Here is a 25,196-nt window from a genome sequence, read left to right as displayed (position 1 = left end):
GGGTGGCATGACGTCGGGAATTCGCGATGCGACGGCGGGTGACTGGCCGGCGATCTGGCGGATCGTCCGCGAGGTCGTCGTCGCCGCTGACACGTTCACCTACGACCCGGCGATGACCGAGGACGTGGCGCGAGCGATGTGGATGGTCGGCCCGCCGGGTCGCACGACGGTGGCGATCGACGCGAGCGACACGATCGTCGGGACAGCGAACATGTACGCCAACCGCGCGGGCCCGGGCGCGCACGTCGCGAGCGCGAGCTTCATGGTGGCCGCGTCGGCTCGTGGTCGCGGGTTCGGCCGGGCACTGGTCTCGGACGCGCTCGCATGGGCGGGTGCGGCAGGGTTCCAGGCGATGCAGTTCAACGCGGTCGCGGCCACGAACACCGGCGCGGTCGCGTTGTACGAGTCGCTCGGGTTCACGATCGTGGGCACGGTGCCGGAGGCGTTCGACCACCCGGAACACGGGCTCGTGGGGCTCCACGTCATGCACCGCCGGCTCGCCTGAGCAGGCATCTGGACCGCGGCGGTACCGCCGCGCCCCGGGGGTGGCAAGGGAAACTTGACTCATAGGAAGGTTTTCCTGCCCACCCCCATGCAAGCGAAGGACCGTCTGTTGACGACAACCCTGTTTCTCATGGTGGGACTTCCAAGCACCGGGAAGACGACTGCCGCGCGGCGTATCGAGGTCGAGCACAAGGCCCTCCGTCTCACCAAGGACGAGTGGGTGAAGGCGCTGTACGGGCATGAGAACCCGCCGTCGGCTCAGGAAGTGATCGAAGGACGGCTCATTCAGATCGGGCTGCGCGCACTTGAGCTCGGCATCAACGTGGTGATCGACTACGGCCTCTGGAGCCGGGACGAGCGCTCGGCTCTGCGGCAGGCAGCAGCAGACCGCGGAGCGACGGTCGAGATGCGCTACCTCGAACTCGCACCGGCGGAGCAGCGGAGACGAGTCGACCAACGCCAAGCCGTGGCGCCACACACGACGTGGCCCATGTCCGACGAGGAACTTGCCGAGTGGGCCGCCGGATTCGACATCCCGACGCCAGGCGAACTCCACGGCACTGAGCCCATCGATGACCCGCCCGCTGGATTCGCGACATGGGACGAGTGGCGCGGACATCGCTGGCCGCCGTCGATCTCTTGACGCACTTCGGTGTCGCGTCGCGAGTGTTCAGCAGATCTCGTCCGCGGGCGTCACGGTGGCGTAGAACTGGCCGAGAGCGGCGACGAACGACGCGTGCACGTCCCGCGCGTCCACCTTGCGCCCGCCGAACTCGAGGTCGGGAGCGGCGCAGGCGTCCGGAACGAGCGTCATCTTGAACCCGAGGTCCGCGCCGGCGCGTGTGGTCGCGTCGACGCACATGCTGGTCATCATCCCGGTCACCACGACCTCCTCGACGTCGAGGCCGCGCAGCGTCTGTTCGAGGTCGGTGCCGAGAAACGAATTCGGCGTTCGCTTGGTGATCAGCCTCTCGCCCTCCCGAGGCGAGAGCACGATCTCGGCGCCTTCGGTCCCTTCTTCCAGGAACCCGTCACCGACGGGGCTGAGGTGCTGCACGTGGATCACGGGGTCGCCGGCGGCGCGAAACGCCTCGAGAACCTGCGCGGCCTTCTCCGACGCGGCTTCCGGCTCGTGCAGCGGCATCTTGCCGCCGGGGAAGTAGTCGCGCTGGATGTCGACGATGACGAGGGCTCGGGTCATCCACCGACCGTACTCGTCGCCGCGTGAACCCGCCAGCGGTCAGGGCACTAGCCGTAGAGCACCGTCAGGAACATGGGCGCGAATGACGCCTGCGTGTTCGCCACGGCCATCACCAGCAGCGCGAGGGTGCAGAGCAGCGCGACCGCGGTCACGATCCGCCGGCGCCGGACCCGGATGCAGAGACCGACGAAGGCGGCGAACAGGACGCTGGTGATGATCGCCTTGGGACGCTGCCATGACAGGCGGGCGTCGATCTTGTCCTGAAGCAACCGCGGCTCGTCGGCGCTGCCGGAGCGCAGCCACGCGTTCGTGGCCTGTTGCACCCGCGCCGGCTCCGTCCCGGGCTGCGTCGCGCGCAGCATCGGGATGGTGCCTTCGAGGCCGTGCCGGGGGTTGAGGGCGTTGCCGGCGTTCGCGAACACGATCAACGCCGTCAGCAGGCCCAGCGCGGCGCTCGCCACGGCGAGCGCGCGCGATCGTCTCCATGCCCGGACGGTCAGCAGCACGAGGCCGCTCGTCACGAGCCCGCCGAGCACCGCCAGCACCGCGTGGTACTTGGCGTAGTCGTGGAGGAGCGCGTCGAACGCCGGGTTGGAGTCGGCGTTCGCCTGCAACAGGTGCTGGAGCGTCGTGGGAAGTTCGGTAGCGGTCACGGGCCGCATGATCGGTGCCATGCGGTAGCGCCCACCACGGCTGATGGGACCGCGCCGATCCCGACTTAAGTCGGGGCTGGATGCCCTACGTTGAACGGCAATGGACACCGCGGAACTTGACGGCTCGCTCCCGCGCTGGGAACGGCTGCTGTTGGGGCTGGAGCTGGGATCCGGTGGTCCGGCACGGGACCGGCTGGTGGACTCGCTGATGTTCGCGTTCGCGGTGTTCGCCGCCGCGAGCACGGCGATCACCCACCCCGACGAGCTCGTCGCGCTCAACGTTGCGCTGTCGGTCCCCGCGTGCCTGTCGTTGTGGGCTCGCAGGCGACATCCGGTCGCCGTGGCGTGGTTGACGGTGGCGTTGTCGGCGGCCAGCAGCGCGTCGGTGCACGCGGCCCACGTGGCGATCTTCTCGGCGGCGATCCACGCACGGCCGCGCCGCGCGCTGGAGGCGACGGTAGGCGCGATCGCCGCCACGGCCGTTGCGTCGGCGATCTACCTCGACGCGGGCTTCTTCGCCGTGTGGTCCACGTACGCGATCGTGGCGCTGGCGCTCGGCTCGTTCGTTCGCGCGCGGCGCGAGCTCGTCGATCGCCTGCACGCCGAGCAGCAGTTGCGGGTGCGTGACGCGCGACTGACCGAGCGGGCGCGGATCGCGCGCGAGATGCACGACGTGCTCGCCCACCGGATCTCGTTGCTCAGCGTCCACGCGGGCGCGCTCGAGGTCAGCCCCGACGCGCCGCGCGAGGAGATCGTCCGGGCGGCGAGCGTGATCCGGACCAGCGCGCGAGCCGCGCAGGAGGAGCTGCGCGAGGTGCTCGGCATACTGCGCGCCGACCCGGGCGGCCGCGCGGCGCAGCCGCCGCAGCCCACGATCGCCGACGTCGGCGACCTCGTCGCGCAGAACCGGGAGGCCGGGATGGACGTGACCCTGCTCGACGAGCTTGGAGACCGGCCCGTGCCCACGCTGGCCGGCCGGACCGTCTACCGGGTCCTGCAAGAGGCGCTGACCAACGCGCGCAAGCACGCGGCCGGGCAGCCGGTCTCGATCTCGCTCGCCGGCGCGCCCGGGGAGCAGATCCGGGTCGAGGTCGTCAATGGCGGCGGCGGCCGTTCCGGTGAGCACGTGGGCGCGGGGACGGGCCTGATCGGGCTCGCGGAGCGCTTGTTGCTCACCGGGGGCGCGCTCGAGCACGAAGCGCCGGCCGGTGGCGGCTTCCGATTGACCGCGACGATTCCGTGGCCGCCGTGATCCGCGTGCTGCTCGTCGACGACGATGCGCTGGTCCGCGCCGGAATCCGGCTGATGCTCTTCAGCGCGAGTGGCATCGAGGTGGTCGGCGAGGCCGCCGACGGCACCGAGGTGCTGGGCGCGCTCGATCGCCATCACCCGGATGTGATCCTGCTCGACCTGCGAATGCCACGGCTCGACGGCCTCGCGGTGCTCGACCTGCTGCGCACGCAGCCCAACCCGCCGGCGGTCGTCGTGTTGACGACCTTCGACACCGACGAGGCCGTGCTGCGCGCGCTACGCCGTGGCGCGGCCGGATTCCTCGTCAAGGACACGCCGCCGACCGAGATCATCCGCGCGATCGAGCTCGTCGCGGCCGGGGAGAGCATGCTGTCGCCGACGGTCACGCGCCGGCTGATCGATCGCCTCTCTGGCGACCGCGAGGCCGAGCGCCGGAATGTGGAGGCCGCCGCCCGACTGGACGCGCTCTCACCGCGAGAGCGAGAGATCGCATTCGCCGTCGCGCAGGGGAGCTCCAACGCCGTGATCGCCGCCCAACTCCACCTCAGCCTGGCGACGGTGAAGGGTCACGTGTCCGCCCTGCTGACGAAGCTCTCGCTCGACAACCGCGTGCAGATCGCCCTCCTCGTCCAGGACGCGCAGCGCGGCAGTTCCTGAGAACGCGCCAGTACGATGCCACGCCGATGATGCGCGCTTTCGCCTCGCTCCTGTTGGCGCTCCTGGTCGCCGCGCCGTCCGCGCAAGCCGGTGGATTCCGGGCGGCGGAGGTACGCAGAGCGCTGGACGCCGCGGGTTTCGAGACGATCGCCGACCAGGTGTCTGCAGCCTCGCGTCCGGCGGTGATGATCGACCGTCAGGTGCTCAGGCGTGAGCCGCGCGAAAGAGGCACGACGCGACTCGGTGGGCGCCCCGACCTACCGGTCGGAACGGCGTGGCCGCGCTGTCGCGGCCTGCAACAGTCGTTCCTGGGCCAGATCCGGGTGCGCGACCTTCCCAAGGAGGCGAAAGAGCTGCGACGCCTCGGCGGCTCGCTGCTCTTCTTCACCGTCAACGGGTCAGCCGATGACGAGGACCGTTACGACGTCTGGCCTGGTCTGTGCTCAGCGGTCGTGCACGCAAAAGCAGGCGCGCCGCTCGAACGCATCTCGCCGGCGCAGGACATCATCGAACTCAAGCCCGCGCGGCTCCGGTTCGAAGTGCACCCCGACGTGCCCGGCCTGGCCGTCGACGCTGATCGGCTGATGGCCCCGCTGCGCCGCGTCAAGGTCACCGACTACGAGCGTTGGTTCGAGTTTCATGACGCGCTTCGAGGCGGACGCGATGAGCGCGACCACTACCTGCTCGGATATCTGGGCACGCCGCTGAACCCGGACCCATGCGCGAGCCGAACCGATCGAATGCGCTCGCCATGGCGGCACCTGTTCACCATCGACTACGACCAAGAGCTCGGCTTCGACATACCCGACGGCGGCTGGCTGCAGATCGCCATTTCACCGGCCGATCTCAGGGCGGGCCGCTTCGACCGCGTCTGCAGCCTGTTCAACACCACGTGATCCGACGCTCTGCGGCGTCGTCTGACAGGGTGCGCGGATGTTCGCGACGCGCGCATCCGTGCTGTTGGTCGTCTTGACGTTCGCGCTTGGCGGTTGCCGCAACGGCAGTGACGATGTCGCCGGCGGCGGCCCCGTCAAGGGGCCCGCGGTCCCGACGCGGACGCCAGGGCCGGTCAAGGGCCCTGCGGTGCCGACCGGGACGGCGACAGCGACCGAGACCGCGACGGAGACGCCCACCCCGAGAGTGTCGCGGGCGGTCCGGTATTGCGCCCCCGTGGAGAAGTTCTTCGACATCACCGCGCGAATCGCGACCTGCGCCGAGGCGAACGAGCTGCTCACGAGCGGCGCCTCTCGCTGGGAGCGCCTGGGTTCGAGCGAGTCCGACGTCGACCGCTACTCCTGCGCGCGGGTCGACAGGACCTCCCGGGACGTGACGATCCGCTGCACCAAGGGCGATGCGACGGTCCGCTTCAGCCTCGACACGCGTCCGGCTCCGGCACCACCCGGGTCACAGGGCCGAGACCGGGACCGAGACCCGGTGAAGGTCGTCGGTGTGTGCACGAAGACGGCCGGCTGGGACGCGATCACGGTGACGAATGTCGACTGCCCCGAAGTCAAGGGCGACCTCAAGACCTACACGGACCGGCTCACGAGAGCCAGAAGCGGCGCGACCGTCAGGCTCAGCAGCAACTTCAGGTGCACGCGCGTGGACACGAGCGAGGCCACGGACCCGACGGTGCGGTGCGTGAGCGGCGATGCGAACTTCCACGCCACCTACGTCGGAGAGCCCGGCGACGCGGCCGAGGACGACACGGTCGAACCGTGCGCCAACACCGATGACTGGGACGCGATCACGGCGAAGGGCGTCGGCTGCGACGAGGTCGAGGACGAGCTCGAGAAATACGGCGACGAACTGCTGGACGCTCCCATCGACGGCGAGGCCGAGCTCGACACCGGCTACGAATGCAAGCGCCTCGACACGAGCGGAACGGACAGCCCGACGGTCTACTGCGTCAGCGACGACAAGACCTACTTCGCCAGTTACGGCAAGCCCGAGTAGCCGTCACGATCCGGCGGCGGGCCGGCGCGAGAGGAACTCGACGGTCGTGTCGATCGCGGCCGGCGGGATGTAGTGGCCGTGGCCGGGCAGGATCGCGAGCTCGCCGTCCGAGAGCGCCCGGTAGGCGGTGACGGCCTGCTCGACGGTGCAGAAGTCGTCGCGGTCGCCGACGAGGATCAGAGTCGGAACGGTGATCTCCGCGAGATCGGCGTGGGTGTAGCCGGGAGGCCGGGTGCAGCGGTCCCAGCAGAGGCGCAGGTACGTGCGCCAGTGTCCCTGCCCTTGGCCGCTGTCCTGGTCGCGCTTCATCAGCTCGAGCATCGGCCGCATCTGCTCTGAGGCCTCGAACCCGCGCGCCGCGGCGTCCGGGTCGGGTGCGGTCGCGTCGGGGGTGCCGCCGAGGATCTGGCGCATCATCGCGATCGTCGGTGCCTGCGGGTCGAACGCGTCGAAGCCGGCGTGGTTGACGAGCGCGCGGATGGCGTCGGGGTGCCGGATCCCGAGCACGGTCGCGGTGACCGCGCCCTCGCTGAAGCCGACGACCAACGGTCGCTCGAGGTCGAGCGCGTCGATCAGGGCCGCGACGTCGTCGGCGAGCAGGTCGAAGCTGATCGGCCCGTCCGTGTGAGCGGTCTTGCCGCAGCCGCGCGTGTCCGGCGCGATCACCCGGAAGTGCTCGGCGAGCCGGTCCATGTGGCCGGCGTACGCCACCGGCACGCCCGCCCAGATCGGGTTGGTCGACACGACGCCGCCGTGCAGCAACACGAGTGGCTCACCCCGACCCTGGTCGAGGTAGTGGATGTCGATGCCGTTGGCGTGAACGCGCTGACCCTGCGACGCCGGCGTGCTCTGCGTGGTGCTCATGGTGTCCTCCGAGCTGGTGTGGTGCGATGCGGGCAGGCTCGCAACCGGGCGCGTAGACGGCATCGGGCATTCGCCCGATCTTTGGAGGCGGGTCTATGCGTCGTCCGGTGCGGGCGCGCCGCGCATCAGTCCGTGGCGCAGCGCGAACAGGCTGGCCTGGGCGCGGTTGGACGCGTCGATCTTGCGGTAGATGTGTTCGACGTGGCTGCCGGCGGTCTTCGGTGAGATCACCAGCTCCGCGGCGATCTGTTTGTTCGACAGTCCTCGGGCCAACAGCCTGAGTACTTCGAGTTCGCGCGTCGTCAGGCCCGCGGGCCACTCGCGCCGACGCCCGACCTTGTGGCCCGCGGCCCGCAGGACGCTGTCGACCGCGTCGCCGTCGAGCCGTCCGGCGGTGACCTCTCGGCGCAGCTCGCCTGCCGCGTCCTGCGCGGCGCGAGCCGGCCGGTGCGGACGCGGCTCGCGCAGCGCCTGGTAGACGTCCGCCGCGGCCAGCAACCGCACGGTCGGCTCGATCTGATCGCCGGACAGGCCACGGGGATAGCCGGAGCCGTCGAGTCGCTCGTGATGCTGGACCGCGATCCTGCCGAGGCCGTCCAGCGATGGCGCGAACGCGAGCATCCGCTCACCCAGGTACGGATGCGTGCGCACCCGTTCCAGCTCCGAACGGGTCAGCGGCCCCGGCTTGTCCCAGACCGTGTTCGGCACGCCCAGCCGACCGAGGTCATAGACGCAGGCCGCTCGCCGCAGATCGGCCAGGTCGGCGTCCGGGAGGCCGAAGCTCGTCGCCGCTTCGGTGACCAAGCCTCGGACGGCGTGGACGTGACCCATGATGTCGGGCGACTTCAACTCGGCGAACTCGCCGATCGACTCGAGCGCGCGGTCGAGCTCCTCGCCCGCGATCTCCCTCCCCAGCGCCGGCTCGGCCGCGATCACGGCTTCCCAGCTCGGCGCGTGATCGAGCTCGGCCAGAACGATCGGCGCCTGATCGCAGAACGCGTCGACCAACTCCGGATCGAACTGCGTGCCGCTGCGCTCTCTGGCCACGGTGATCGCCGCCTCGACGCCGCCGGCGCGCGCGAACACCTCGACGACGTCGGCGAGATTGATCAGCCGCGAGCTGAGCGCGATCTCCTCGCCCCTCATCCCGTATGCGCCCCGGCCGTCCCAGCGCTCGTAGGTCTGCCTGAGGCTCTTGCGCACGTCCTCGCCGAGGTCGAGACGCTCGACCAGCTCGTCGGTCGCGCGGTAGTGGTTCTCCGCGAGTGCCCGCATCGCGCGCCGCCCCTCGGCGATGAACGCCATCCCGACCCGGGTGCGCGCCGCCGGCGATCGCTCAGGCCCGCCGACATGCGTGAGAACGAACGAGATCGCCGGCCCGACCCTGCCCATGTCGTAGAGGTAGTGCGCGTCGCGCTTGAGCGTGGTGTCGTCCCCGAACCACTTCGCCTGCTCATACGCATCGGTGTGACACCCGACCCACGCCAGCAGTCCCGAGTAGTAGACCACGCCTCGCTCTGACTCCGTCAGACCCAGCCGCTCGCCCAGCCGCAGCGCGATCAGACATGCGCGGATCATGTGCTCCATCGGCTGCCCGAGCCCCAGGTCGGTGCCCAGCGACAGCAACGCGACGAGTTCCGCCAGACCAACCCTGTCCCGTGCCACCGAGGACATGTCACGAGCAGCCTATGGCCACGGCGAGACCCGACGCCCGCCTCAAGCGTCGCCGCTCCGCCCTCGCAGTCCCGCGACCGCACACGCGAGGAAGCACGCGGCGCCGGCAGCGGTGTTCCAGTTCGCGGCGGCCAGGTCGATCTCGGAGCCTGTGTCCGGCACGGCGTAGCCGGCGATCGCCGACACACCGAAGAACACGCACCCGAGCAGGTTGATCGCCGGCTGCCACCAGCGGCGGTCGGCGGCCTTGAACGCGATCGCGCCCGAGACGAGGAAACAGATCGAGCCGAAGGCGTCCGGGCGCCAGACGAGCCGGTCGTATTCGGGATTCGACAGCGTCGTGCTCAGGGCCAGGAACGTCGTGACGTTGAAGAACAGCGTGCCCGCGGACTGGATGATCGCCGCCCACCATGCGGCGCGGCCCGCGCCGCGACGGTCGGGGAACGCCAGCCAGGACTGCAGCGCCCCGCCGCCGGTGAAGAAGATCGAGCCGACGAAGAACGTCACCGCGTCGGCCTCTGGTCCGACGAGTCCGACGTAGCCCGGGAAGGGCCCGACGAGGAAGCACGTCGATCCGATCGCGAACAGGGCCGCCATCCAGCGCTCGCGGCGCCGGCTCGAAGCGACGGGTGGTGTGCGGTCGGGGTGGATGGCCGTCATCGCCACGCAGCATCTCGCGTGGGGGGCCTTGTCGCCATCACCCGACTCGGAGGATCTCGCTCAAGATGAGAGACGGCGATCGTGTCGGGCGCAGCCGTCGTCAGACTGGTGCGAGTGTCTGCCGCCCCCGTCGCGATCCCGTTGCAGGTCACCGGGCTGGCGCGCCACTACGGTCGCCTCGTCGGCCTCGCCCATTTCGACCTCGAGCTCAAGTCGGGCCAGTGCGTGGCGCTGATCGGCGCCAATGGCTCGGGGAAGTCCACCGCGGTCCGGACGATCTCCGGGCTGTTGGAGCCGACCGAGGGCACGGTGCGTGTCTGCGGCCACGACCCGCACAGCGAGCCGGACGCCGAAGCCGCTCGCGCCGCGCTCGCGCTCGTCCCCGACACGCCGATGCTCTATGACGACCTCACGGTCCGGCAGCACCTGTCGCTGGTCGCGCTCGCGCACGGCGTGAGCGACGACGGGATCGAGGAGCGGATCGACGGGTTGCTCCAACGTCTCGGTCTCTCGCATCGCGCGGACTTCCTGCCCGCCGAGCTGTCGCGCGGCCTCAAGCAGAAGACCGGCTTGGCGTGTGCGCTGATCCGGCCCGCGAAGCTGCTGGTTCTGGACGAGCCCGTGGTCGGGCTCGATCCGCCGTCGCAGGCGCTGCTGGTCGAGCTGCTGCTCGAGGCCAAGGCGAGCGGCACCGCGGTCCTGCTGACGACGCACCAGATGGCGTTCGCCGATGGTGTCGCCGATCGGGCGATCGTCCTCGGCGAGGGCGAGGTGCTCGACCACGGCCCGTGGGCCGCGGTTCGCAAGCGGGCCGCCGAGCGCGGTTGGCTTCCCGCCGATGCCTGAGCTCGTCGCCCGAACGCGCGTCAGTGACATCCGTCGCTTCTGGCACGTCGTGCAGGCGCCGCCGACGCTGCTCAAGCGACTGGAGCCCGCGTACTACGTGTTCATCACGCTGGCGATCGGCGGACCGTTGGTCTACGGGACGGTGAGCACGGCGCTGTCCGAGGTCGCGACGCCGCACGCGGTCGGCATCTGGGGACCGTCGATCGCGCTCGTCGCGCTGCTGGCGGTCGTGCGCTGGGGCGCGGTCCAGGGCCCGGTGGTCTTCAGCGTCGCCGACATCACCCACCTGCTCGGCGCGCCGCTGCGCCGCGCGGAGTTGGTCCTGGGGCGCCTGATCCGAGGGCTGCTGGCGTGGACGGGCGCGGCTGCGGTCGTCGGCGGGCTCGTCCTGGTCGGCGTCGCCGGTGACCATCGCGGGATCGACGCCGTGCGCGCGGCGGGCTTCGTGGTCGCGAGCGCGATCTTCGGTCTGCTCGGCGTCGTCGGCGCGGCGCTCGTGGCGGGCTCCGAGCGGGTCGATCGCGCCACGCGTCGCGCCGCCTGGCCCGCGGTCGTGATCGCGGGCGGGTTGGTCGTGCTCGCGGACTCCTCGACCACCGGCCGTCACATCGCGCTGTGGTCGGGACCGTGGGGGTGGGCCGTCCAGCCGCTGGCCGGGACCGCCGCCGCGTGGCCGGTCGCCGTCGTGCTGTTGGCCGCGCTCACCGCGGCGATCACCACGCTCGCCGTCCGCCGCCGCGGCGCGACGCCGACCGAGCGTCACCTCGTGCGCGCCGAAGCTCGCGGCGGCGCGGTCGCGGCGATCTACTCCATGAACGCCCGCTACGTCCGGCGAAGCCTCACGGCGGTGAGCACCGGGCCGGTCGCGGCACGCGGCGCCAATCGTCTCAAGCCGCCACGTTCATCGCGCCTGACGATCGCCTGGCGCGACGCGGTCGCCGCGCTGGCCGTCCCGCAACGGCTCGCCGAGGCGCTCGTGCTGGCCGCGGGCGGGACCGCGGTCTGCCTGGTCAACGGCGCCCATCCCGTGGCCGTCGGCGCCGGTGCGCTGGCGATCTACGCCGGCGCCTCGCGGCTCCTCGAGCCGCTGCGGGCGGAGGTCGACAAGCCCGGACGCGTCCGCGTGCTGCTCCGCGCACCGATCGGCAAGGTGCTCGTCCAACACGCGCTCGTCCCGCTGGCGGTCGTCGTGGTCGGTGCGCTGCTGGCGGTCGCCGGTTGCGCCGCGGCGGGCGCGCTGCCCGACCACGGTGGCGCCGCTGTGGTCCTGGCCGTGCTCGCCACCCCCACGATCACGCTGTGCGCGGCACTCTCGAGCCGCCGCGGCGGCCGGCTCCCGCCGAGCCTGCTCGCGGCCACCTACGGCGACACGAGTGGCATGAGCGTCGGTCTGATCTTCGGGTGGATCATTCTCTGGCCGCTGGTTGCGGCTGTCACCTGTGCGGCGACGATCGGCATCGTCGTCAACGACGGCCCGTCTTCAGTGCCGACGTTCGTCATCGTGTTGGTGCTCCTGCCGAGCGTGCTCGCCCGTGGCCTGGCCGCCCAGAAGTTCGCTCCGTGATGCTCGAACGCGATTTCAGAATGAGCGCAGAGGAGTGGGCCGCCTGGTTCGCGGCCCGGGGACATGGCGACCTGAGCCTGCTCCTGTTCGCGATCTGGGATCCGATCGACGACCGGCGCAGCCGCGCCTGCTCATCGCTTCGGCACCAGGATCTGCCCGAGGGCGCCGCTCTTGAAGCGTTCCTCTTTGACGACGTCCAGCTTCAGATGCTCTCCTAGCTCGGCGAACGGGCTGCGCCCCGCGCCGATCGCGATCGGGACCGTCATCAGCTGGTACTCGTCGACGAGGCCCAGGCGGGTCAGCGACTGGGCGAAGCCCGGGCCGCCGTGGACCAGGATCGTCCCCGCGTCGTCGCGGGCCTTGAGGTCCGCGATCGCCGCGGCAAGGTCGTCGCCGAAGATCTCGACCGGTCCCCAGTCCGCCTTCTCCAGGGTCCGCGAGAAGACGGCCTTCGGCTTCTCGTTCATCGCGGACGCGATCGGCCCTTCGGACGCGGCCCAGTGCGGGCCCATGATCTCGTAGCTGCGGCGGCCCATCGCGTGAACGCCGGCCTCCTCGAGCGCCCGGAGGTTCCACTCACCCGAGTCGTCGCCGAAGAACTCGAACATCCATCCATGGGTCCCGTCGGGGCTGGTGGCGAACCCGTCGAGGGACACGACCATCTTGAGAACCACTTTTCGATCGCTCATGTCGGTACAGACCTACCCGCTCGCGTGAACTCATCGGCACGCGGCGTCCCCCACGCCCTGTAGCGTGTGGCTCGTGCGCGCGATATCGCCTTTCGAAATCATCGGCCGGGCGTTTCAGATCTACCGCGACCAGTTCGGCGTCCTGGTGCCGGCCGCCTTGGTCGTGTTCGCCATCGACGCCGTCGTGAGCTGGGTGTTCGACCATGGCCTGTTGGCGCTGGTCTCGGCCGTGGTCTCGCTCGTGCTCGCGACGCTCTACAACGGCATGGTCGTGCAGCTGGTTCGCGACGTGCAGGACGGCCGGCGCGACAGCTCGGTGGGAGAGCTGTTCGGCAGTGTGTCGCCGGTGCTGCTGCCGCTGATCGGCGTCTCGATCCTCGCGGGTATCGGGATCGGCATCGGCTTCGTGCTGTGCATCGTCCCGGGCCTGTTCCTGCTGACGTTCTGGTCCGTGGTGGCGCCCGTGACCGTGATCGAGCGGCCGGGCGTGTTCAGCGCCTTCGGCCGCAGCTGGGAACTGGTGCGCGGCAATGCGTGGCCCGTCTTCGGCGCGATCGTGCTCGTGTTCCTGCTCGTCGTCGCGGCCACGGTCGCGGCAGCACTGCTCGGGGTGGTGCTCGGGGACGCCGGCCGCGCCCTCCTGGGCTGGATCTTCAGCGCGCTCACGCAACCGGTGGCGGCGCTCACGACCTCGGTGCTCTACTTCGCGCTCCTGCAGGTGCGCGGCGCGGCCGAGACGCCATTGCCGTAGAAGGGTCGGCTCACATCCGGGCGCGGAGCACGTCGACCTCGCAGCCGGGCGCGGACGGGTCGAACCCGTGCTCGACCAGCCAGCGGATCACCGACAGGCTCCGCAGCGACCACCACCCGCGGATCACGTCGCGGTCGACCTCCGTGCCGTAGCCGGCGAGGACGTCGTCCAGGTGCTCCTCGTGTCCGAGCGTCAAGATCGCGAGATCGAAGAGGGCGTCGCCCCGGCTCGCCTCGGACCAGTCGATCACGCCGGTGACCGCGTCGTCGCCGTCGACGAACACATGCGTGATCTGCAGGTCGCCGTGGATGAACACGGGCGTCCACGGCCGGAGCGCGGCCGCGGCGACCTCACGGTTGCGCGTCACGAGGTCGGTGGGGAGGACGTCCTCGGCGATCAGCCACGCGCATTCGCGATCGAGGTCCGCCTCCAGCTCCTCACGGGTGCGGCCTGGCCACGGCGGCAGCGGCGCGTCGTGAAGCCGCCGCACCGCGGCACCCGCCGCCGCCCACGCCGCCGGCGACGCGGGGGACGGCTCGCCGAGGCGGCCGAGCGCCGTTCCTTCAACGGCCGCGAGCGCGAGCACGGGCGGCTTGCTCCAGAGGACCGCCGGCGTCGGGACCGGCGCGAGGGCCATCGCCTCGACCTCGACGTCGATGTGCGTCTGATCGGCATCGATCTTCAGGAATACGTCGCCGACGCGCAGGGTCGCCCGCTCGCTGTGGGCGACGAGGACTCTGACCTCATCCACGCGGCGATCATTTCAAAAGAAATTCGGAAGGGTTGTCGGATCGGGGCGAGGGCGTTCGTTGCAGGGGTGAGGCCGCCCACGAGAGGGCGGCGCCACCGCACAAGGAGCCACGATCATGAAGCTGACCACCATGACCCAGATCACCATCGACGGCGTGGTGCAGGGCAATGGCGGTGCGTCGGAAGAGGACCGCAGGAACGGATTCGAGCGCGGCGGGTGGGCGCTCGGTGCCGGTGACGACAACACCCACACGTACATCAAGGAGACCTACGCGCGCGCCGACGCCTTCCTGTTCGGCCGGCGGACCTACGAGCTGTTCGCCGGCTCGTGGGGATCCTGGACGGCCGCGGATGTGCCCGGCTGGGAGCCCGTCCTGGACGCGTTGAACACGCGGCCGAAGTACGTGGCATCGACCACGCTCGCCGACCCCGCGTGGGCGGGCACCACCGTCCTGTCGGGCGACCTGGCGACCGCCATCGCGGAGCTGAAGGCCAAGCCGGGGGGTGAGCTGCAGGTGCACGGCAGTGGCACGCTGATCCGGTGGCTGCTCGAGAACGACCTGGTCGACGAGCTGACGCTGATGGTCGTTCCCGTGGTCGTCGGCCAGGGCGCGCGGCTGTTCCCGGAGACCGGCCCGGACCTCGCGCTCGAGCTCGTCGGGTCGCGCGTCGACTCGCAGGGCGTGGTGATGCAGGTCTTCCGGCCCGCCGGCCGCCCGCAGTACGCAAAGGTGTGACGATGCAATACCTGCTCAGCGTGATCCACGACCAGACGTCACTCGGCACCGAGGAGGAGATGGCGTCGATCGACGTCTTCAACGACCGGCTCCAGGCCGACGGCCACTGGGTCTTCGCCGGCGGCCTCGCCTTCCCCGACACGGCCACCGTCATCGACAACCGGGGTGGGGAGGCAGTGGTCACCGACGGGCCGTTCCTGGAGTCCAAGGAGTACCTCGCCGGCTTCTGGGTCATCGAGGCCCCCGACCTCGACGTGGCGCTCAAGCTCGCCACCGAGGGGTCGAAGGCCTGCAATCGCAAGGTCGAGGTGCGGCCGTTCCTGTGAGCGAGGCGATCACCCGGGCCCACCAGGAGGAGTGGGCCCGGGTCGTCGCCGCCCTGGCGAGACGATTCGGTGACCTCGACATCGCCGAGGAGGCGGCGGCCGAGGCGTTCGCGACCGCCGTCGAGCGGTGGCCGGCCGCCGGGGTGCCGCCCAATCCCGGCGCGTGGCTGACCACAACCGCCAACAACAAGGCCATCGACCGGATCCGGCGCGAGAACAAGCGCGACGACAAGCACAGGGAGGCTCGGATGGTGCACGACGACGACCCGCCCGAACCGCTCGGCCCGATCGACGACGACCGGCTCCGGCTGATCTTCACCTGCTGTCACCCGGCGCTGGCGATGGATGCCCGCCTGGCGCTGACATTGCGCATGGTCGGCGGGCTCACGATGCCTGAGATCGCCCGCGCGTTCCTGGTGACCGAGGCCGCCATGGGGCAGCGGATCACCCGCGCGAAGGCCAAGATCAAAGCGGCTCGGATCCCCTATCGCGTGCCGGACGCCGAGGATCTCCCGGCACGCGTCTCCGGCGTCCTCGCCGTCCTCTTTCTCGTGTTCAACGAGGGCTACCTGGCGACCGGCCCGGACACCGATCCCGTGCGTCACGACCTGACCGCCGAGGCGATCCGGCTCACCCGCCTGGTCCGTGCGCTCCTGCCGGACGACGGTGAGGCCGCCGGGCTCCTGGCGCTGATGCTCCTCACCGAGGCCCGCCGCCCCGCCCGGGTGTCGGCCGGCGGCGAGCTCGTCGCCCTCGACGAGCAGGACCGCGGGGCGTGGGACGTCGAGCTGATCGCCGAGGGGCATCGGCTGGTACGCGAGCGCCTCGCCGCCGGGGTGGCACCGGGCCGCTACCAGATCCTCGCCGCGATCAACGCCGTGCACACGTCCGCCCGCGACATGCGTGACACCGACTGGTCGCAGGTCCTCGCCCTCTACGACCAGCTCGTCCGCCTCGACCCCTCGCCGATCATCGCCCTCAACCGGGCCATCGCGGTCGCCGAGCTCGACGGCCCGCAGGTGGCACTGGCGGACGTCGACCGTCTCGAGGACAAGCTGGCCGGCTATCACGCCTACCACGCCACCCGCGCCGACCTGCTGCGCCGGCTGGGCCGCGGGCATGAGTCGCGCGCGGCCTACGACAGAGCCATCGAGCTCGCGGGCAACACCGCCGAGACCGCTTCCCTGACCCGCCGCCGCGATCAGCTGCCGTAGCGTCGCCGTTCGCTGATGCGCAGCAGGACGATGCTGAGCTCGTACAGCCCGATCAGCGGGACGATCTCGAGCATCGTCGTGACCGGGTCGGTACCGGGCAGCGCCGCGGCGAGTGCCGCGAGGCCCACGATCGCGTAGCGGCGCTGGGTGCGCAGGGTCTGCGCGCTGAGCAGCCCGGCTCGTCCGAGGACGAGCATGACCACGGGCAGTTGGAAGATCGCGCCGAGCGCGAGCATCGTCAACAGCTCGAAGTGGTAGTAGTCCTTGGCCTGCACGAGCGCGTCGAAGGCGCCGCTGTTGAAGCCCTGCAGGAAACGAACGGCCGGCGGGAGCACGAGCTCGTACGCGAACACCACGCCGCCGATCAGCAGCGCCGGTGCCAGCGCGAGGAGCGGTCGGACCGCGCGTCGGTCCTCCGGCGCGACCGCGGGGGCGATGAACGCCCACAGCTGCCACAACAGCAGCGGCGAGGCCAGCATCAGCGCGAACGCGAACGCCACTGTCACCGAGGTTGAGAACGGCTCGCCGAGCCCGATCGTGATCGGCTTGCGCTCGCCGAGCGAGCGAGTCGCGCTGCTCAGCGACTGCGCGGCGACGACGACGGCGCGGCGGTCGGTGGGGTTCAGGGTCTGCGCGTGCGACAGTGCCGAGAACGCCCGCGCGCTGCGGTCCAGGGCGGTCCGCAACGGGGCCTGAGCGGGCGTGGGGGTGTCAATCGACGCCAACGGCCGGTCGAGCACCGTCAGCAGCGCTCGGCTCTGCCACAGGCAGCCGCCGAACAGGACCACCAGCGCGGCCACGCACACGAACAGACGTGTGCGCAGCTCGCTCAGGTGGTCCGTGAGCGACAGCTCGTCGCCAAAGGCGACCGGGCGTAGCGGGAACGCGGACATCGCGTCAGGCGACCCGCTCGCGCTCAGGCTTGGCCTCGTCCTCGTCCTCGTCGTGGTCGCGGTCGTCGCTGGTGATCGCGCCCTTGAACTCGCGAATCCCGCGGCCGAGCGACTTGCCGGCCTGCGGCAGTCGCTTGGGGCCGAGCACCATCAGCGCGATCGCCAGCACGACGATCAGCTCCATCGGTCCGATGTTCGGCATGGTCAGCCCTTGATGAAGCCGGTTGCCTTGACCGCCGCGAGCACCTGGCTCTTGGTCAGGGCCGGATTGAACGACGCGGGCGCCGGGGACTGGTGCGCGATCTGGCGGATCCAGGCCGCGTGGCGCGCCTCGACCGGGTGGATCGAGATCGCCGCCTTGAACACGTCCTGGCTCTTGATGAACGGCGCCTGGCCCTGGTAGGCCATCACGCCCGTGTCCTCGAGCTTGATCGAGGTCGCCGTGAACGCGCCAGGGCTGCGCGTCGTCGCGCCGAAGTCGAACGTCGGGTGCTTGACCGCTGCGCTGCCGAGCGCCTTCTTGAGCGCCGCCACGTGCGCGACCTCGTGCTGGTGCACGAGCCGGGCGAAGCGTTCCAGCTCGCCGCTCAGGCCGGCGTGCTTGAGCGCCGACGCGTAGAAGTTGGACTCCAGGTACTCCAGCGTCAACGCGAAGTTCAGGATCGCGACGTCGCCCTTGGACGCCGCGCCGGCAAGCGCCGGGAAGCCCGCGCCCGCGGCGACTGCGCCGCCGAGAGCGAGCCCCGTGCCCTTCAGGAACCCGCGCCGGGAGTGTCGCTCCGCGCGCTCGGCCGTCTCCTGCAGCGCCCCGTCGGTGTCGAAGGCGACCACATCGGTGAGATCGATTCGTGCCATGAGATTCCTCCGCTTAGGCCTTGATGAAGCCGGTCTTCTTGACCGCGCTGAGGACCTGTGACATCGACATCGGCGTGCTGAACGCCTCCGGCGCGGGCTTGACCGACTTGCCGGCGTAGAGCAGGTCCCGCACCCACGCCGCGTGCCGGGCCTCGACCGCGAGGATCGCGCCCGCCGGCGCCAGCACCGCGTTCTGATGGATCAGCGGCGCCTGCCCCTGATAGGCGGCGACACCCGTGTCCTCGAGCACCTTCGCGGTGCGCAGGAACGTGCTCCACTTGCGCGTCGTGCCCTTGAAGTCGAAGTTCGGGCTCTTCACGGCCTTGGCCCCGAGGACGCCCTTGATCGTCGCCACGTGCGTGGCCTCGTGCGCCGCGACCGTGGACGCGAACGTCCCCACCGCCCCCGTGTAGCCGCCGACGCGCAGCGCCTCGGCGTAGAACGCCGCCTCGAGGTACTCGAGCGTCAGCGCGTAGTTGAGGATCTTGATGTCGTTGGCCTTCGAGCCGCCTGAGCGCGCCGCCGCGGAACCCGGACGCAACAGCGAGACCGCGCCCAGCCCGGCCAGCGCTCCGGCGCCCGCCTTCAACAGCCCCGAGCGCGTGCTCGCGTGCTCGTCCAACCCCGCCACGGCCTCTGCCACGGCCTCATCGCCATCGAAGTCGACGATGTTGAGTTCATCTGACATGCCGGGTGCTGCGCCCCGACCACGACGACCGGATCACCCTGCAAATGAGAACGTCGGTTCCACGACACCGAGCGGTGCGGCGACGTTTCAACCGTCGCGCAAGAGGGGTACCGCGCGCCCTCGACTGAGCGTCAGAGGATCACGATGTGCTCCGCCCAGTCGTCACCGAGCGCGGCGAGTTGGGCGGCGAGGTACTCACGCGCGTCGTCACGCTCGTGCGGCAGCTCGATTCGCGCATGGCCCGACTCGTTCCACCGCACGCGCCGGTCCTCCGGAACCGAGATCTGCAGGCGATCGAGCAACTCATCCGCTCGCTCGCCCGCCGCACGTCGCTGCAGATCAAGGGTTCGCATGGTCATGCGTCGAAGTGTGCCCGATTGCCGCGCCGCTAGGCGATGCGGGCGAGGTCGGCGCGGGTGACCGGGTGGGCGAAGGGCTCGCCGCGGGCGTAGCGCTCGAGCTCGGCGAGGGCGGAGTTGCCGAGGCGGCTGACCTCGACGCCCATCGCGCCCGCGACGTGGGGGGTGAGGACGACGTTCGGGAGGTCGTACAGGGGCGACTCCGCGGGGAGGACTTCGGGTTCTGTCACGTCGATGACAGCGTCGATGCGGCCGGTCACGAGCTCGGCGACGAGGGCGTCCTGGTCGATCAAGGCACCGCGGGCGGTGTTGATGAGGGTGGCGCCGTCGCGCATCAGCGAGAGGCGGCGGGCGTCGAGCATGTGGCGGGTCTCCGGGAGGCTCGGGGCGTGGAGGCTGACGACGTCGCTCGCGCGCAGCAGGTCGTCGAGCTCGACGCTGCCCTCGACGTACGGGTCGCTGACCAGGACCTCGAGGTCGAACGGGCGGAGCAGCTCGACGACCCTCGCCCCGATCCGCGAGAGGCCGATGATGCCGACCGTCTTGCCGAGGTTGCCGATGCCGGGGAACTCGCCGATCAGGTCGATCGAGGAGCGGCGGGCGCGGTACTCGCGGGCCAGCCGGTCGGTGGCCTTGTTGGCGAGCAGGATGCGGGCGAGCGTGTACTCGGCGACGGGCTCGGCGTTCGCCCCCGCGGCGGTCGAGACGAGCAGCCCGCGGTCCCAGCAGGCGTCGGTGACATGGCCCTTGACGCCGCCGGCGGCGTGGACGATCGCCCGCAGTTCCGGCGCCTGCGCCAGCAACATCGCGTCCAGCGGCGGGCAGCCCCACCCGCTCAGCACGACCTCGGCGTGCTCCAAGGCGACCAGGTCGGCGACGGCGGCGAGCCGCGCCTCGTCGAAGAGCCGCGCGGGCAGGTCCGCCCGCATCATCATCACGACAGCAACGCGCGACACGCCTCCGCCTCCTCCGCGACCAGCGCCGGATCGTCATCGGGCACGAACTCGAGCAGCGCGTCGCCGCTCCTGAAGATCTCGAAGACCGCGCGCCACAACGCGGCGCGTTCGCGCAGCCGCAGCCGCGTGCTGCCCGGCCACCACGAGAAGACGTGCACCGCCGGGACGCCCGGCAGCGCGCGCAGCCCGGCGAGCGCCGAGTCGTCGGGCATCGATTGCGGCGGCTGCCAGTAGCAGGGAACCCCCGACGCCTCCACGAGGGCGAGCGCGGAGTCGAAGGTGTCGGTGAGCGTGCCGCCGTGGAGCTCGAACGCGAGGGCGATGGGGGCGGGCGGCGAGGCCGCGGGGGCGGGCGGCGTGGCCGCGGCGGGCGGCGGCGTGGCGGCGGCTGGCGGCGGCGTGGCGGCGGCCAGCGCCGCGGCGGCGCGCGCAGCCGCGGCGATCTCGTCGCGCTGCGTCGGTGAGGCGTCTGCGGACGCGGTCTGTCCCGCCCAGATCCGCACCCGCGGGGCGCCCAACGCTCGCGCGGACGCGAGCACCGGCGCGAAATCGCCCGCGCAGCGCCAGTAGGAGCCGTAGGACGCGACCCGGAGACCCGCCGCCAGCGTGGCCGAGCGCGCCCGCCGCGCGGCGTCCAGATCGCCCGGCGGGACGTGCACGTCGCCGCCCCACTCGATGCACTCCAACCCCGCGCCCGAAGCGACCGCCACGACCTCGTCGATCGAACATGCGCGCAGCGTCACCGAGCAGAGACCGAGGCTGAGGTACGGTGTCGGCATGGCGGTCATCGACAGCCTAGGCCCGGCCGCCCGCGGGCGCCGGCTCACCGACTTCGGGCTCCTCACCGAGTCGAGCCCGCACGACGACCTCGACGCCAACCTCAAGAGAGACGGCTATCTCTTCATCCGCGGCCTGCTCGACCGCGACGAGGTCATCAGGGGCCGCGAGGACCTGCTCGCGCAGCCCGAGCTCACGCAGACCTATCCGATGCGCAGCGCGGCGATGCAGCAGGTCATCCACGGCCCGCGCATCATGGGCTTCTTCGACGACCTCTTCGCGACCGAGGCCCGCAGCTACGACTTCATCTGGCTGCGCCACCAGCCGCCGAGTCACGGCATCCCGCCGCACTGCGACACGGTCTTCATGGGCCGCGGCACCCCCGACGTCCTCACCGCCTGGATCCCGTTCGGCGACCTCCCGATCCGCGCCGGCGGGCTGATGGTCCTCGAGAACAGCCACAAGCTCTCGCAGGAACGGCTCGCCGACTACCTCCGGCAGGACGTCGACAGCTACTGCGAGAACGGCCCCAACGCCGACAAGGTCACGAGCGGCGCCATGAGGTGGGAGCACTGGCGCGACCAGACCGACTGGAACGGCGAGATCACCGAGGACCCGCACCAGCTCGCCGACGACTGGAGCACCCGCTGGCTGACCGCGCACTACCGCATGGGCGACGTCCTGATCTTCACCATGCGCACCGTCCACGCCGGCACCGACAACGAGCTCGACCCGCTGCGCCTCTCGACCGACTCCCGCTACCAACCGGCGAACCAGCCGATCGATCCGAGGTGGGTCGGCGAAGACCCGATCGGTCACGGCCTGCAGGCCAAAGAAGGCCGCATCTGCTAGCTGGACCCGGCGGCGAGCCCGCTCTGCCAGAACTTCTGCAGGAGCACGAACGCCGCGATCATCGGTACGATCGCGATCAGTGAGCCCACGATCGACTCGTAGCCGATCTGCGTCAGCCCGATCGTCAGCGGATACCACTTCGACTCCGAAAGCATCAGCAACGGCAGCAGGTAGTTGTTCCACGTCTGCACGAACGCGAACAGCATCACGGTGACCATCCCCGGGGCGAGCAGGCGGAAGGCGATCGAGCGGAAGATCCGCCACTCGCCCGCACCGTCCAAGCGGGCCGCCTCGATCAGCGCCGAGTCGATCGCCCGCTCGGCGTAGATCCGCATCAGATACACCCCGAACGGCGAGACCGAGCACGGCAGGATCACCGACAGCGGGCTGTTGGTCAGGTCGATCTCGGCGAACATCAGCCAGGTCGGGACGGCCAAGGCCTGCGTCGGCACCATCACGCACCCGAGGATCAGCCAGAACAACGCCCCGCGCCCACGGAACGAGTACTTGGCGAACCCGTAGCCCGCCAGAGCGGCGGACAGGCCCGCGATGACCGCGCTCGTCACCGAGTAGAAGAACGAGTTGCGCAGCCACACCACGTAGGTGCCGCCGTCCAACGTCCGGATCTCGAACAACCGCCGCACGTTGTCGACGAAGTGGTTCTCGGACGCGAACCACAAGCCGAAGCCGTTGAAGAGGTCGCTGGTCTGCTTCGTCGACGCCACCACCAGCCAGAACAACGGCAGCGCGAAGTAGACCAGGAAGGCCAGCATGAAGAGCGTGGAGGCGAACGTGCCGCCTCCACGCCCAGAGCTGCGTCTCACCCCTTGACGCCGCCGCTACCGAGGCCGCTCTGCCAGTAGCGCTGCAGGAAGACGAAGGCGAGGATCAGCGGGATGATCGAGATCAGCGACCCGGTGATGACGATGTTGAAGGCCGAGGTCGCGCCGCCGCCGGCGGTGGCCTGCGAATTCCACTGCTGCAGGCCGACGGTGAGCGGATACCACTTCGGCTGGGACAGCATCACCAGTGGCAGGAAGTAGTTGTTCCAGGTCGCGACGAACGTGAACAACAGCACCGTCACGAAGCCCGGTGCCAACAGGCGGAAGGCGATCTGCCGGAAGATCCGGAACTCGCCCGCGCCGTCGATGCGCGCCGCCTCGATCAGGTCCGACGGCACCGCGGCCTCCGCGTAGATGCGCATCAGGTAGATCCCGAACGGCGAGACCAGCGACGGCAGGATGACCGAGAGCGGGTTGTTGGTGAACCCGAGCTTGGAGAACATCAGGTACGTCGGGATCGCCAACGCCGTCGTCGGCACCATCACCGAACCGAGCACGAACCAGAACAGCAGGTTCTTGCCGCGGAAGGAGAACTTGGCGAACCCGTAGCCGGCGAGCGCCGCCAGCAGCGCCGCGCCGACCGCGCTCACGATCGAGTACATGAACGTGTTGCGCAGCCAGTCCCAGAACACGCCGTTGTCCTGCGCGAACGTGTCCTTGACGTTCTGGATGAAGTTGAAGTCCGCGAACCAGAGCCCGAACGAGCTGAAGAGGTCGTCGAGCGACTTCGTCGACGCCACGACCAGCCAGAACAGCGGCATCAGGAAGTAGACGAGGAACGCGACCATGAAGATGGACGGGAAGACCAACCCGCCGCTCTGGCCGGGCTTGCGCTGCGCCATGGCGCGGCGCCGGACGCGGGTCTTGGTGGGGGCGCCGACGTCAGGCGCGACGGTCGGGACGCTCATAGCTGCTGCCCCTGACGAGTCGAGATCCGCATGACCACGAACGAGACGACGAACACCACGGCTCCGAGCATGAACGAGAGCGCGGCCGCGTAGTTGAGCCGCTGGTCGGCGAACGCGAGGTTGTACACGTAGAGGTTCGGTGTGTACGACTTGCCGATCACCTGCGGAGCGATGTCATAGAACACGCGCGGCTCGGCGAACAGCTGGAACGAGCCGATCACCGAGAAGATCGTGCAGAGCAGGATCGCCGGGCGCAACAGCGGCAGCTTCACGTAGAGCGCCGTTCTGAACGCGCCGGCACCATCCACCGCGGCGGCTTCGTAGAGCTCCGCCGGGATCGCGCGCAGCGCGGCGTAGAAGATGATCATGTTGTAGCCCGTGTACGTCCACGTCGAGACGTTCGCGATCGACCACAACATCAACTGGTCGGAGAGGAAGTTCGGTGGGTTCGCGCCGATCTTGTTGGCGACGTCGGCGATCGGGCCGAAGTCGCGCCCATACAGGAAGCCCCACATCAGCGCGGCGATCACCGTCGGCACGGCGTACGGCACGAAGAACCCGACGCGGTACAGGCGGGCGAAGATGACCTTCCCAGAGTCGATGATCAGCGCGAAGATCAGCGCCAGCGCGAGCATGATCGGTACCTGCACGATCATGAACAGCGCCACCCGCTTGACGCCGTCGGTGAAGGCCGTGTCCGACAGGCCGTCCTTGTAGTTGTCCAGGCCGACGAACGAGTTGCCGCCGACGAGCTGCTCGCGGTAGAGGCTGAGGTACAGCGCGTAGATCAATGGTGCGATGAACAGTGCGAGGAACAGCACCATGAACGGCAGCGTGAACGCGAAGCCCGCGAAGCCGTGGCGATTGAGCGACTTGCCCTTCCGGCGACCGCCGGGGATGCGTGCCGCCGACGAACTCGTGACCGTTGCTTGAGCCATGTGTGAGGTTCAGTCCGCGCGGAGGGCCCGCCCGCGCGGCGCGCGGGCGGGCCGGGAGTTCCGCTATTGCCCTGCGACCTTGATGCCCTGCTCCTGTGCGTATTTGACAACGGCGTCCTGCCACGGCTGCAGTGCCGCGGTGGCGCCCTTGCCCTGATCGACCGACTTGCCCTTGATGTCGTCGCCCTGGGTGGCGACGTACTCGAGGATCGGCGGCCACTGCCAGTTCTTGTCGACGGCGTTGGCCATCAGTGCGTAGGTCTTGTTGACCGCCTGGCCGCCGTAGAACGGATACTTCTTGGTCAGCCAGGTGTCGTTGGTGAGCATGCTGTTCTGCGGCGGGAACAGGAACCGGTCATAGGAGAACATCTCGACCGGCTGCTTCTCGGTCAAGATCCAGCGTGCGAACTCGACCGCGGCGGCCTTGTTCGGCGAGTCCTTCAGGACGGCGAGGGTCGAGCCGCCCCAGTTGCCGGAGACGGTCTTGCCCTCTTCCCACTGCGGCAGCTGCTGCGCGACCCATTCGCCCTTGGAGGACTTGGTGTAGTCCTGCAGGAAGATCGGGCCCCACGCGGCCGACAGCCAGCCCGCGTACTTGCCCTTCGAGAAGCCCTGATACCAGGCGTCGTTGAAGTCGGCGTCGTGCGAGATCGAGCCGTTGGCATACAGCTTGTCCCAGAACTCCGTGACCTGCTTGATCTTCGGATCGGTCAGGTTGACCGTCATGTTGTTGGGATCAGACGTGAAGGGCCGCGCCCCCGCCTGCCAGAACAGGCCCATCCACTGGCCCGTCTGCCCGCCCGGCATGTTGACCAGGTAGGACTTCGGGAA

General features: G+C 70.0%; 31 protein-coding genes. 13 read left to right on the top strand and 18 right to left on the bottom strand.

Annotated features, from left to right (window positions below):
* Positions 1–7: 7 nt before the first annotated feature.
* Both G569_RS0126970 and G569_RS0126965 read left to right on the top strand, forming a co-directional pair.
* Positions 8–505: a GNAT family N-acetyltransferase gene (locus tag G569_RS0126970; RefSeq protein WP_028065743.1), complete on the top strand. Its 498-nt coding sequence runs from the start codon at positions 8–10 to the stop codon at positions 503–505.
* A gap of 87 nt (positions 506–592) precedes the next feature.
* Positions 593–1,147 (top strand): P-loop nucleotide/nucleoside kinase family protein, encoded by a 555-nt coding sequence (locus tag G569_RS0126965; RefSeq protein ID WP_037499450.1) that lies wholly within the window; start codon positions 593–595, stop codon positions 1,145–1,147.
* 27 nt (positions 1,148–1,174) lie between these two features.
* Here G569_RS0126965 and G569_RS0126960 read toward each other — a convergent pair whose 3' ends face one another.
* Both G569_RS0126960 and G569_RS0126955 read right to left on the bottom strand, forming a co-directional pair.
* Entirely contained in the window at positions 1,175–1,705 is a 531-nt protein-coding gene (locus tag G569_RS0126960) for a cysteine hydrolase family protein (protein WP_028065741.1), read from the bottom strand.
* 47 nt (positions 1,706–1,752) lie between these two features.
* Complete coding sequence (locus G569_RS0126955) at positions 1,753–2,358, bottom strand: hypothetical protein (protein WP_157592336.1); 606 nt, start codon at positions 2,356–2,358, stop codon at positions 1,753–1,755.
* A gap of 100 nt (positions 2,359–2,458) precedes the next feature.
* On the opposite strand from G569_RS0126955, the gene G569_RS51865 reads away from it, so the two are divergent.
* Genes G569_RS51865 through G569_RS0126935 form a run of 4 tightly spaced genes read left to right on the top strand, consistent with a single transcriptional unit; the run spans position 2,459 to position 6,222 of the window.
* On the top strand, positions 2,459–3,610 hold the full coding sequence (locus tag G569_RS51865) for a sensor histidine kinase (protein WP_053227034.1): 1,152 nt from the start codon (positions 2,459–2,461) through the stop codon (positions 3,608–3,610).
* Complete coding sequence (locus tag G569_RS0126945; protein WP_037499506.1) at positions 3,607–4,266, top strand: response regulator; 660 nt, start codon at positions 3,607–3,609, stop codon at positions 4,264–4,266. Before G569_RS51865 ends, G569_RS0126945 begins: the two co-directional genes overlap by 4 nt.
* A 26-nt stretch (positions 4,267–4,292) precedes the next feature.
* On the top strand, positions 4,293–5,162 hold the full coding sequence (locus G569_RS0126940) for a DUF1963 domain-containing protein (protein ID WP_028065738.1): 870 nt from the start codon (positions 4,293–4,295) through the stop codon (positions 5,160–5,162).
* 37 nt (positions 5,163–5,199) lie between these two features.
* Entirely contained in the window at positions 5,200–6,222 is a 1,023-nt protein-coding gene (locus G569_RS0126935) for a hypothetical protein (RefSeq protein ID WP_028065737.1), read from the top strand.
* Positions 6,223–6,225: 3 nt separating this feature from the next.
* Here the strand turns inward: G569_RS0126935 and G569_RS0126930 are convergent, their stop codons facing one another.
* The 3 genes from G569_RS0126930 to G569_RS51860 form a co-directional block, all read right to left on the bottom strand.
* Positions 6,226–7,086 carry an alpha/beta fold hydrolase gene (locus G569_RS0126930; protein ID WP_037499446.1) on the bottom strand — a complete coding sequence of 287 codons (861 nt, stop codon included), beginning with the start codon at positions 7,084–7,086 and terminating at the stop codon, positions 6,226–6,228.
* A gap of 93 nt (positions 7,087–7,179) precedes the next feature.
* Positions 7,180–8,760: an HD domain-containing phosphohydrolase gene (locus tag G569_RS0126925; RefSeq protein ID WP_028065735.1), complete on the bottom strand. Its 1,581-nt coding sequence runs from the start codon at positions 8,758–8,760 to the stop codon at positions 7,180–7,182.
* Positions 8,761–8,802: 42 nt separating this feature from the next.
* Positions 8,803–9,420: a hypothetical protein gene (locus G569_RS51860; RefSeq protein ID WP_064750460.1), complete on the bottom strand. Its 618-nt coding sequence runs from the start codon at positions 9,418–9,420 to the stop codon at positions 8,803–8,805.
* A gap of 114 nt (positions 9,421–9,534) precedes the next feature.
* Between G569_RS51860 and G569_RS51855 the strand changes: the two genes are divergently transcribed.
* Both G569_RS51855 and G569_RS0126910 read left to right on the top strand, forming a co-directional pair.
* Complete coding sequence (locus tag G569_RS51855) at positions 9,535–10,266, top strand: ABC transporter ATP-binding protein (RefSeq protein WP_211233094.1); 732 nt, start codon at positions 9,535–9,537, stop codon at positions 10,264–10,266.
* Positions 10,259–11,830, top strand: coding sequence for a hypothetical protein (locus tag G569_RS0126910; RefSeq protein WP_028065734.1), 1,572 nt, complete (start codon positions 10,259–10,261; stop codon positions 11,828–11,830). The genes G569_RS51855 and G569_RS0126910 overlap by 8 nt, the downstream gene beginning before the upstream one ends.
* Before the next feature lie 131 nt (positions 11,831–11,961).
* Here G569_RS0126910 and G569_RS0126905 read toward each other — a convergent pair whose 3' ends face one another.
* Positions 11,962–12,519: a dihydrofolate reductase family protein gene (locus G569_RS0126905; RefSeq protein ID WP_037499439.1), complete on the bottom strand. Its 558-nt coding sequence runs from the start codon at positions 12,517–12,519 to the stop codon at positions 11,962–11,964.
* A 64-nt stretch (positions 12,520–12,583) separates the two neighbouring features.
* Between G569_RS0126905 and G569_RS58990 the strand changes: the two genes are divergently transcribed.
* Complete coding sequence (locus G569_RS58990) at positions 12,584–13,270, top strand: YciC family protein (RefSeq protein WP_053227032.1); 687 nt, start codon at positions 12,584–12,586, stop codon at positions 13,268–13,270.
* A 10-nt stretch (positions 13,271–13,280) separates the two neighbouring features.
* On the opposite strand, the gene G569_RS0126895 is transcribed toward G569_RS58990, so the two are convergent.
* The gene (locus tag G569_RS0126895) at positions 13,281–14,021 is read right to left on the bottom strand and encodes an aminoglycoside phosphotransferase family protein (protein WP_028065732.1); all 741 of its coding nucleotides are present in this window, start codon (positions 14,019–14,021) and stop codon (positions 13,281–13,283) included.
* A gap of 115 nt (positions 14,022–14,136) precedes the next feature.
* Between G569_RS0126895 and G569_RS0126890 the strand changes: the two genes are divergently transcribed.
* Genes G569_RS0126890 through G569_RS0126880 form a run of 3 tightly spaced genes read left to right on the top strand, consistent with a single transcriptional unit; the run spans position 14,137 to position 16,297 of the window.
* Entirely contained in the window at positions 14,137–14,757 is a 621-nt protein-coding gene (locus tag G569_RS0126890) for a dihydrofolate reductase family protein (RefSeq protein WP_028065731.1), read from the top strand.
* 2 nt (positions 14,758–14,759) lie between these two features.
* On the top strand, positions 14,760–15,083 hold the full coding sequence (locus tag G569_RS0126885) for a YciI family protein (RefSeq protein WP_028065730.1): 324 nt from the start codon (positions 14,760–14,762) through the stop codon (positions 15,081–15,083).
* Positions 15,080–16,297, top strand: a complete 1,218-nt coding sequence (locus tag G569_RS0126880) for an RNA polymerase sigma factor (protein ID WP_028065729.1) — start codon at positions 15,080–15,082, stop codon at positions 16,295–16,297. Before G569_RS0126885 ends, G569_RS0126880 begins: the two co-directional genes overlap by 4 nt.
* Here G569_RS0126880 and tatC read toward each other — a convergent pair.
* From tatC to G569_RS0126845, 7 genes are all read right to left on the bottom strand, one after another.
* Entirely contained in the window at positions 16,285–17,190 is a 906-nt protein-coding gene (gene tatC / locus G569_RS58985) for a twin-arginine translocase subunit TatC (RefSeq protein WP_053227031.1), read from the bottom strand. The genes G569_RS0126880 and tatC overlap by 13 nt on opposite strands.
* A 4-nt stretch (positions 17,191–17,194) precedes the next feature.
* A complete protein-coding gene (locus G569_RS0126870; protein WP_245602564.1) occupies positions 17,195–17,374 on the bottom strand; it encodes a twin-arginine translocase TatA/TatE family subunit in 180 nt (59 codons plus the stop codon).
* 20 nt (positions 17,375–17,394) lie between these two features.
* Positions 17,395–18,045 carry a ferritin-like domain-containing protein gene (locus G569_RS51840; RefSeq protein WP_053227030.1) on the bottom strand — a complete coding sequence of 217 codons (651 nt, stop codon included), beginning with the start codon at positions 18,043–18,045 and terminating at the stop codon, positions 17,395–17,397.
* A gap of 13 nt (positions 18,046–18,058) precedes the next feature.
* The gene (locus tag G569_RS51835) at positions 18,059–18,733 is read right to left on the bottom strand and encodes a ferritin-like domain-containing protein (RefSeq protein WP_053227029.1); all 675 of its coding nucleotides are present in this window, start codon (positions 18,731–18,733) and stop codon (positions 18,059–18,061) included.
* A 131-nt stretch (positions 18,734–18,864) separates the two neighbouring features.
* Positions 18,865–19,092, bottom strand: a complete 228-nt coding sequence (locus G569_RS51830; protein ID WP_037499436.1) for a hypothetical protein — start codon at positions 19,090–19,092, stop codon at positions 18,865–18,867.
* 29 nt (positions 19,093–19,121) lie between these two features.
* Complete coding sequence (locus G569_RS0126850; RefSeq protein WP_037499486.1) at positions 19,122–20,027, bottom strand: hydroxyacid dehydrogenase; 906 nt, start codon at positions 20,025–20,027, stop codon at positions 19,122–19,124.
* Positions 20,027–20,827, bottom strand: a complete 801-nt coding sequence (locus G569_RS0126845) for an IolE/MocC family protein (protein WP_028065726.1) — start codon at positions 20,825–20,827, stop codon at positions 20,027–20,029. The genes G569_RS0126850 and G569_RS0126845 overlap by 1 nt, the downstream gene beginning before the upstream one ends.
* Here G569_RS0126845 and G569_RS51825 point away from each other — a divergent pair.
* Complete coding sequence (locus G569_RS51825; RefSeq protein ID WP_053227028.1) at positions 20,826–21,677, top strand: phytanoyl-CoA dioxygenase family protein; 852 nt, start codon at positions 20,826–20,828, stop codon at positions 21,675–21,677. The genes G569_RS0126845 and G569_RS51825 overlap by 2 nt on opposite strands.
* On the opposite strand, the gene G569_RS51820 is transcribed toward G569_RS51825, so the two are convergent.
* The 4 genes from G569_RS51820 to G569_RS0126820 form a co-directional block, all read right to left on the bottom strand.
* On the bottom strand, positions 21,674–22,501 hold the full coding sequence (locus G569_RS51820) for a carbohydrate ABC transporter permease (protein ID WP_211233091.1): 828 nt from the start codon (positions 22,499–22,501) through the stop codon (positions 21,674–21,676). The two genes, G569_RS51825 and G569_RS51820, sit on opposite strands and share 4 nt — an antisense overlap.
* On the bottom strand, positions 22,498–23,427 hold the full coding sequence (locus tag G569_RS0126830; protein ID WP_028065725.1) for a carbohydrate ABC transporter permease: 930 nt from the start codon (positions 23,425–23,427) through the stop codon (positions 22,498–22,500). The genes G569_RS51820 and G569_RS0126830 overlap by 4 nt, the downstream gene beginning before the upstream one ends.
* Positions 23,424–24,365 (bottom strand): carbohydrate ABC transporter permease, encoded by a 942-nt coding sequence (locus G569_RS0126825; RefSeq protein ID WP_028065724.1) that lies wholly within the window; start codon positions 24,363–24,365, stop codon positions 23,424–23,426. The genes G569_RS0126830 and G569_RS0126825 overlap by 4 nt, the downstream gene beginning before the upstream one ends.
* Positions 24,366–24,428: 63 nt before the next feature.
* Positions 24,429–25,196: extracellular solute-binding protein (locus tag G569_RS0126820; protein ID WP_028065723.1), on the bottom strand; the 768-nt coding region annotated here is incomplete at its 5' end.

It is taken from the genome of Solirubrobacter soli DSM 22325 (assembly GCF_000423665.1).
Classification (GTDB): domain Bacteria; phylum Actinomycetota; class Thermoleophilia; order Solirubrobacterales; family Solirubrobacteraceae; genus Solirubrobacter; species Solirubrobacter soli.
This window is presented reverse-complemented; position numbering and strand designations above follow the sequence as displayed.